The 6,920-nt window shown below is 58.2% G+C and carries 5 protein-coding genes; 2 read left to right on the top strand and 3 right to left on the bottom strand.

Annotated elements, in window-relative coordinates; all coding sequences use genetic code 11:
• The 3 genes from EKN07_RS12195 to EKN07_RS12710 form a co-directional block, all read right to left on the bottom strand.
• Positions 1-2,440: DUF5979 domain-containing protein (locus tag EKN07_RS12195; protein WP_241228198.1), on the bottom strand; the 2,440-nt coding region annotated here is incomplete at its 3' end.
• Between the two features lie 433 nt (positions 2,441-2,873).
• Positions 2,874-3,704 carry a ribonuclease H gene (locus EKN07_RS12190; protein WP_108714680.1) on the bottom strand — a complete coding sequence of 277 codons (831 nt, stop codon included), beginning with the start codon at positions 3,702-3,704 and terminating at the stop codon, positions 2,874-2,876.
• A 160-nt stretch (positions 3,705-3,864) separates the two neighbouring features.
• Positions 3,865-4,038 carry a hypothetical protein gene (locus tag EKN07_RS12710; RefSeq protein WP_164505377.1) on the bottom strand — a complete coding sequence of 58 codons (174 nt, stop codon included), beginning with the start codon at positions 4,036-4,038 and terminating at the stop codon, positions 3,865-3,867.
• A gap of 286 nt (positions 4,039-4,324) precedes the next feature.
• Here EKN07_RS12710 and EKN07_RS12185 point away from each other — a divergent pair, with 286 nt between their 5' ends.
• Together EKN07_RS12185 and EKN07_RS12180 are read left to right on the top strand one after the other, a co-directional pair.
• Positions 4,325-5,236, top strand: a complete 912-nt coding sequence (locus EKN07_RS12185) for a macro domain-containing protein (RefSeq protein ID WP_108714679.1) — start codon at positions 4,325-4,327, stop codon at positions 5,234-5,236.
• A gap of 97 nt (positions 5,237-5,333) precedes the next feature.
• The gene (locus tag EKN07_RS12180) at positions 5,334-6,338 is read left to right on the top strand and encodes a thioredoxin domain-containing protein (protein ID WP_108714678.1); all 1,005 of its coding nucleotides are present in this window, start codon (positions 5,334-5,336) and stop codon (positions 6,336-6,338) included.
• Positions 6,339-6,920 lie beyond the last annotated feature (582 nt).

Genomic DNA, 6,920 nt, shown 5'->3' with positions numbered 1-6,920 from the left:
AACCACGATCACGCGTATAGGTATTCGTCGCTTCAACGGCCACGCTCGCGCCGTCGGTCACATTGACTGTAGCCGTATCGCCATCGACAGCCGCACCATCAACCGTCCACGACGTCATCAACTGCGCGCCGTTAACCGTCGCATCGCGCTCACTAATCTCACACGTACCAGTTGGAACATCTTCCACGCCCTCAATCTGACCTGGCGTGACCTGCAGCGTACCAGAGACTGTCTCCTCACCTGCCGCGTCCACACAAGCGTAATCAAAGGTAAAGTTCACCGGAGCCAAACTCGCTCCATCACCATCGACCTTCTTACTGATGGAGAATCCACCAACCAAACGCTTGTAGTCATTGGTGACCGTCACGTCCTGCGTGGTGTCCTTCTCAATACTCAGATTCGTCGCCGAATAATCGACCGCCAGCGCGTAGCCGGTGCGCTGTGCAGAATCCGCATCCTCGCCGATAACGCAGTTCGTACCTGTCGGCAGGCCATCCACCGAGACAGCCGTACCGTCAGCCGGAACGCTCAGCGAACCCGACGTCGCTTCGGCGTCGTCGCACCGATAGTTGACAGTGAATGTCTCGCCCGGAGTGGCAGTGTAGTCACCCCGCACGACCTTCTTCACCGAGAACGAGCCACGATCCCGTGTGTAAGAGTTGGTGAATGACGCCTCGATCAGAGTGGAAGCGTTCGAGATTGTCACCGTCTGCGGCTCGGGAGCGCTCAGGGTGTAGCCATCCACCTGTGCAGTGTCAGCATTCTCCACGATGCTACAGGTTGTGCCCAACGGGAAGCTCTTGTCCACCGTCACTGCCGTCCCATCCCCGGGAACATTGACCGCTCCGGACTGGCCGTCAGAGCACTCATAGTCAAAAGTAAACTGCTTGCTCGTAACGTTATCTGCACCGGACACAAACTTCTTGATGGCGAAGGTTCCTTGCGGTGCCGTCGTGTTCGTCAGTGTCACGGCCACTGATGTCTGATCACCAATCGTGAGCGTGTTCGTGGCCCTACCGTCGATAAGGAATTCCGGATCAGACCAACCGAGTGCGGTGTACGTACTTGTCGATGGATCCTCCGCGAGAGCGATCTTCGTGCCCTTCGGGAAGGTACCATTGAAGGGCACCTTTTGACCGACGACGGCCTTCATCTGCGCCGTACCCGTTTTCCCATCCGCGCTCAGCATGCCGGGCGCCGTCCAGTCCTCGTAGGTTGAGGCAACAGCAGGCAGTTCATAGCTGACGTCGACGGTGAACTCGGTACCCGCCGGAACACTGGCCGCTCCCGTGCCGGAAACAACCTTGGTGATATCAAAACCACCGAAGCCTGCCGCCATCTCCACCGTGATAGAGAAGGACTCCACAAAGTAGCGCGAATCCTGCACCTGAACCTCAGTGCCATGCAGTGTCGCACTGTTTCCGTAGATCACACCTCGAGTGACCTTTCCACCGGAGAACGTGACCGGGAAAGTGACCTGGTAGTTCGAGTCCGGCTTGAATGGGCCGGTGGCGGTGATCTTAGCAGTTCTGCCATTTACCTCGACGCTTAGGTCAAAATCCCCCATCGCGGTCGTCGCATCAGCACCCGAGGCATCCGTGAGCCGAGTCTGCTGCATCGTCGCGTCACCGTTGGTACCGCGATAATAAAGGACCCAATCTTTCAGGTAGTCTCCGGCGCGGAACTCCATTCCCTCGCCGAGATTGTCGGTCATGACAATCGTCTGGCGGCTACCATCGAGAGTGGTTCCGGTCTTCTCCCCCACATATTTCGTTCCGAAGTCGATGCCCCACGTCATGCCCTTCTCGCTCCAGAGCGCTCCGGCCCATTTGTGGAAATTGTAGACCCGGTACTTTTCACCAACAGCCTCGCCAATCCCGCCGGTTTCAGGAAGATCAACGGAAACGACATTGTTCGTCGTAATATCGGCCGTCTCTGATGTTGTTGCTTTAACAGCACGCAGTCGTGCTGTGCCTGTTCCACGGAATGCGGCAAATCCAGCCGCCTTTAGCTCGTCAACCTTGTCGCTAAAGGTGCATACCACCTGCGTGCGCGTTAGATCACAGGATCCAATTTCAATCTGCTCACCATTGTTGGTGACCGTCATCGGCGCAGTCTTCGGATACTCAAGATTCTCGAAGTAGGTGCCGAGATCGATCGTGAAGGAGTCGCCACTCTTCACATCGGCATTCGACGCATCCCACTTGAAATCAAGGCGAGCGTGCTGGCCGACCGTCAGCTTTCCCGGCCAATCGCCTGTGCCCTGGTTATTTGTACGGGTAAGTGTCAGATCACTGATAACAATGTTCGGATTGTCCGCAGCGCGCGCAGGAACAATGACCCCAAACACAGAGAGAACCATTGCGAATAAGGTGATACATGCTATCGCGATGCGCCCCTGTTGTCGGTTGCGCCAACCCGACTGAGTGACCCCTGTCATAGATGCCTCCTGAGGATCGTAAAGCGCGAATGCGCCACCAACAGCTCTCCGGGCGTGATCACGGAGAACTGACAAGTAGATACACAGACTCCTAGTGCTAGGTTCTTAGATTACACTAAAGGCAGAGAGTTCAGATGGGCTAACAATGTTACATTCGTTTACATAAGCGCCTCACGTGCGTTGTTAGCCAAGTTTTCACCACTATTGTGGGTTTCCTCAATCTGATCGCGATCCGCAAGATGTGCCCAACTCCACTACATTTCGAGGAGGACCCACATCGGGGCCGCACGATAAACGACGCAGTAAACCTCTAGGATCGACGAGTCGATCATGCCCTTCGGCTGACCCGTCAGAGATGATGTCGCACCGGTGGTCCGTGCGGCGTCCTGGAACGATCACGCCGCCTTGTCGGACACGCCATCGTCACGCGCGGTCACCTATCGGATCGTGTCCGCGCCTGCGCCGAAGCGAGTCTGTCACACAACTCATTCGCGGCGTCGCCGGCATGCCCCTTCACCCATTCGACCTCGGTGCGTCCTCTTCGCGCCTCGTACAGCCCCAGCAGGGTTTCGACAAGTTCACGATTCTTCACCGGTTCACCGTCGGCCTTCTTCCAACCCCGACGCCGCCAGGTAGGTGCCCATTTCGTCACAACATTGATCACATACTGAGAATCACAACGAATAAGCAAGGATACCTCCGGGCCGACGAACTCCAACGCCTTAATCAAGGCGGTGAGTTCCATGCTGTTATTCGTCGTCGACGACGCACCACCTGACTCCCACGCCCCGCTTACCTGTTCGACCCATGCCCATCCGCCAGGCCCGGGATTGCCCGAACATGCACCGTCTGTAGCGATGATGCGGTCAAAACCAGGTCTAATCGTCCCTACTGGACCGCCTTGTGAAGTGACTCGCGAAGAAATACCGGCACTCTCCTCCACCGGCCTTTCGGATCCAGGGCCGTAGGCATCAGTGTCATCTTCACGATCATCATCGAACAGTGCTTCCTGGTCGAAAACCGGCCCGGCATCCTGCCTGAGGGTCATACCAACGCCAAGAAGCAACACCGTGACATCGGGATCCCATAAGGCGGCATCCCGGCCGGCGTCGTCGATACCTGAGGTGGCGAGGTCATGGCGAACCGCAAGCGCCGTTGGATGAGCGCCTTCCGCTAAGCCGATTCGGCCCAGCGCTTCAAGCACCTCGTATGAATCACAATCAAAACGCTCGGCCAGTTCGGATGTCAGCAGCCACTGAGTCATATGCTCAGCCTATCGGTACATCGTGCAGTACGGCGCGAACTCATCCAGTCGGCACATGCTACTAACCGTGGGGAGCTCGGCCCGCAAACAGGGCAGGCGGCAACTGTGACCGCATTCGTCTTCCCATCGGCAGACTTCTGCCGGACAGACCGGGCGCCCGCTACAGGAGAACCGTGCCTCGTTCGGCCTGGGGGTCGAGCAGGTCAAAGATAACCTGCTGACCCGTGAGTCGACCATGCCCATCCCGCCTGGGGGCGAGTGGTCGCTGTCGGGAGGCGCGATCACGTCCCGTCCCGCTTAGGGCCGCGACGTCGTCGAGAACCCGTCGCGACACTGCAGCACCTCTGGTTGCCGTGTGGCAACCGAATGCCGGTAGCGAGAATCTTCGACCAGCAAAGCCCCTGGCAGCGGTGCTGCAACACGCCCACGCCGGCCCGGGCAGAGGTTTCACGATCCGGCCGATCATCGCCACGATCACAACACGCCCACGCCGGCCCGGGCAGATGCCTTCGCTGCCTTCCGCTCGCCGCAGTGCGGGGGACGCCACCTTCCCGCCGAGGCACAAGACCACCAAATACCGGTACATTTGAGGGGAACGAATGCCGGTTGAAGGAGGAGTTATGCTTCCACTTTCCGCATACCGAGAAGCTATTCATTTGGATGAGCCCATCAGAGCGCTTGCGGACAATGATCCCCGCTCGGATCTTGAACTACTAACAATCGCACTTGACGGTCTGACAACTCCGGGTAGCGGGCCGCTTTTCGCTGCCGATGCGAACATCGACGAGGACGCGCTGCGGGAGACATTACGCTTCAAGCTTGTCACTCGCGAACCTGGCCCGCTGAGCCCAGGAGTCTCCGACGCCGTTGATGTGCTCCTTTCGCGTCGCTCCGCGCACCTCGGGCGGACAACCGGGCGCAATCTCATGCGTATCTCCGAAATGATGCCGTTCTCCGACTACGGCTCAGCCCGGAATGTTGCCATGTGGCGTGGAGATGTGCGCGAGTTGAAGGCGGATGCCGTCGTCAATGCCGCCATGCCGGATCTGCTCGGCTGTAAGGACCCCCACCATCCCTGTATCGACAATTACATCCAGGGGCAGGGCGGGCCATGGATCCGCAACGATTGCGCGATTATCCACAAGATGCAGGGTAGCAACGAGGAGATTGGTGGAGCCAAGCTGACCCGCGGCTATCGCCTTCCCGCACGGTATGTGCTGCACACCGTAAGCCCGCGGCCTGCGGCTGGAAATCCGACCGACGCCGACCGTGAGGCCCTCGCACGTTGCTACACGTCATGCCTCGATCTGGCGGCGGAGAAAGGCGATATCCACCAGGTATCCTTCTGCGCCCTGTCCACCGGAAAGAATGGCTTCCCCTTCGAGGAGGCCACGCATATCGCTCTTTCCACCGTTAATCGCTGGCTGCAGTTGCACGGCACCGATGTTATCGAACTTATCATCTTCAATATCTTTGAAGACGAGGATGCCGAGGGGTACATGCGCGCTCTGAACAACTGGATCGAAGATTGATAACGTATTGAACAGGGATCGGTTGCGCCTGGCAGCAATCGGCAACAGCTCCGAAGCTCTGGCCCGTCCCATGCCGGGCCGATAAGAAAGGATCGCTATGACAGACAGCAATACGCCACCACAGGAACCGACACCCCCGCAGAATTCGGGTGACTTCACCGCTGGGGAGGGATCATCCACTACCGACGGCGCCCCTCGGCCCGGTGGTGCAGCATTTGCTGCCCCGCCTGCCAGCCCCGGAGCGGGGGCTACCCGGAAGACCTCTCCCGCCATCATCAGCCTTATCGTCGTGGTGGCACTCCTGGCCATCGCGCTGATCATTGCACTCATCCGGCCTTGGGACAATACGAGCAGCAATGGACCGACCACGGCATCCACGACGCCAATCGGATCACCCACGGAATCTTCATCCACTTCGACTACCGCTACGGAAGAACTCACCGATCTGCAGGTCGCTGAGGCCAAAATCGCCGATGAGAAGGGGTGGGTCGCCGGAACCGATTATGTGCCCAGTTTGCTTAGCCCTGGTTGGGAACTTGCCCTGTCAATCGATGAGGAAGGAGATACAGGGCTGGTCCGCGGACCTGCGGACGCTCCTGTTACAGTCCATGTGTTTGGTGACTTCTCGTGTCCTTTGTGCACCCGACTGCATACCGAATCTATGGACAAACTAGAGGAGATGGCTGACGAGGGAAAGATCCGCTTGGAGTGGCACAACTTCGTCATCTTCGGAGACTATGGTTCTGATAAGGCCGCACGTGGCACCATTGCCGCCGCGAAGCAAGACAAGCTCTGGGAGTTCATCGCTGCAGCATACGATAGTGCCGGTGACGGAAATCATCCCACCTATACCGATGAGTCCGTTGAGGAAATTGCCAAGCAGGCTGGAATTCCTGATATGGACCAGTTCCGTAACGATTACGCTTCCGATGAGACGCAGCAGGCAGTGACTTCGCAGACGGACTATGCCCGCAACACTCTCGGACTGACCGGGACACCCAATCTGATTGTGAGGGGCAGTTTCATCAACGGCGCATATCCCACCGACATTATCCTCAATACCATCGAGATGCAGACCGAACTGGCAGCCCGCGGGTTCTAACCTGTCTGCCGCCAGGCCGGGGCGGAGGAGCCTCAGTTGGACAGGCGCCAAACGGTGCCCTGCGTACAGATGGCGAAAAGGCGTCATTCATTCGGCTGTGCATATGACGGTGCTTGGCGTATGTCGGATGCGTTCTTGGTGGAACCTACGGCAGGCAGAATCAGGACCTACCTGCGTTCTGGAACGTCCAGATCATGGTGGAATGACGGTGGAGGGGCCGCAGCCGGGGTGAGAGGTGTCCAAATCCCGTCCAAACGAAAGGTACTCGCTCAGGGAGGGCGTCGAAATCCGCGTGATTCCGCCAGTTCTTATATCGATCCGATCAAGTTTTCAGTCGTTTGGACGGGATTTGAACACCAGGCAGCAGCCACCTATCCCCCAGCGCACACATCACCCCATAGCCAAGCCCGTCACCTTGACCACGCATTGCGCCCCAGCACTCCTCAAGAACACGCGCTCTCCACGCCGACACGAAAGTGACCACAAAAGGCAAGGGCGACTGCGCATCACGCAGTCGCCCTTGCCATCCGGATGTATCCGTCAGAACTCACCGTGCAGCCCAGGCCCTATCAGAACCGTAGT

It is taken from the genome of Actinobaculum sp. 352 (genome assembly GCF_003957265.1).
In the GTDB taxonomy this organism is placed as follows: Bacteria; Actinomycetota; Actinomycetes; order Actinomycetales; family Actinomycetaceae; genus Asp313.
Note: the sequence above shows the minus strand (reverse complement) of the source record. Positions and strands in the feature narration are given on the sequence as shown.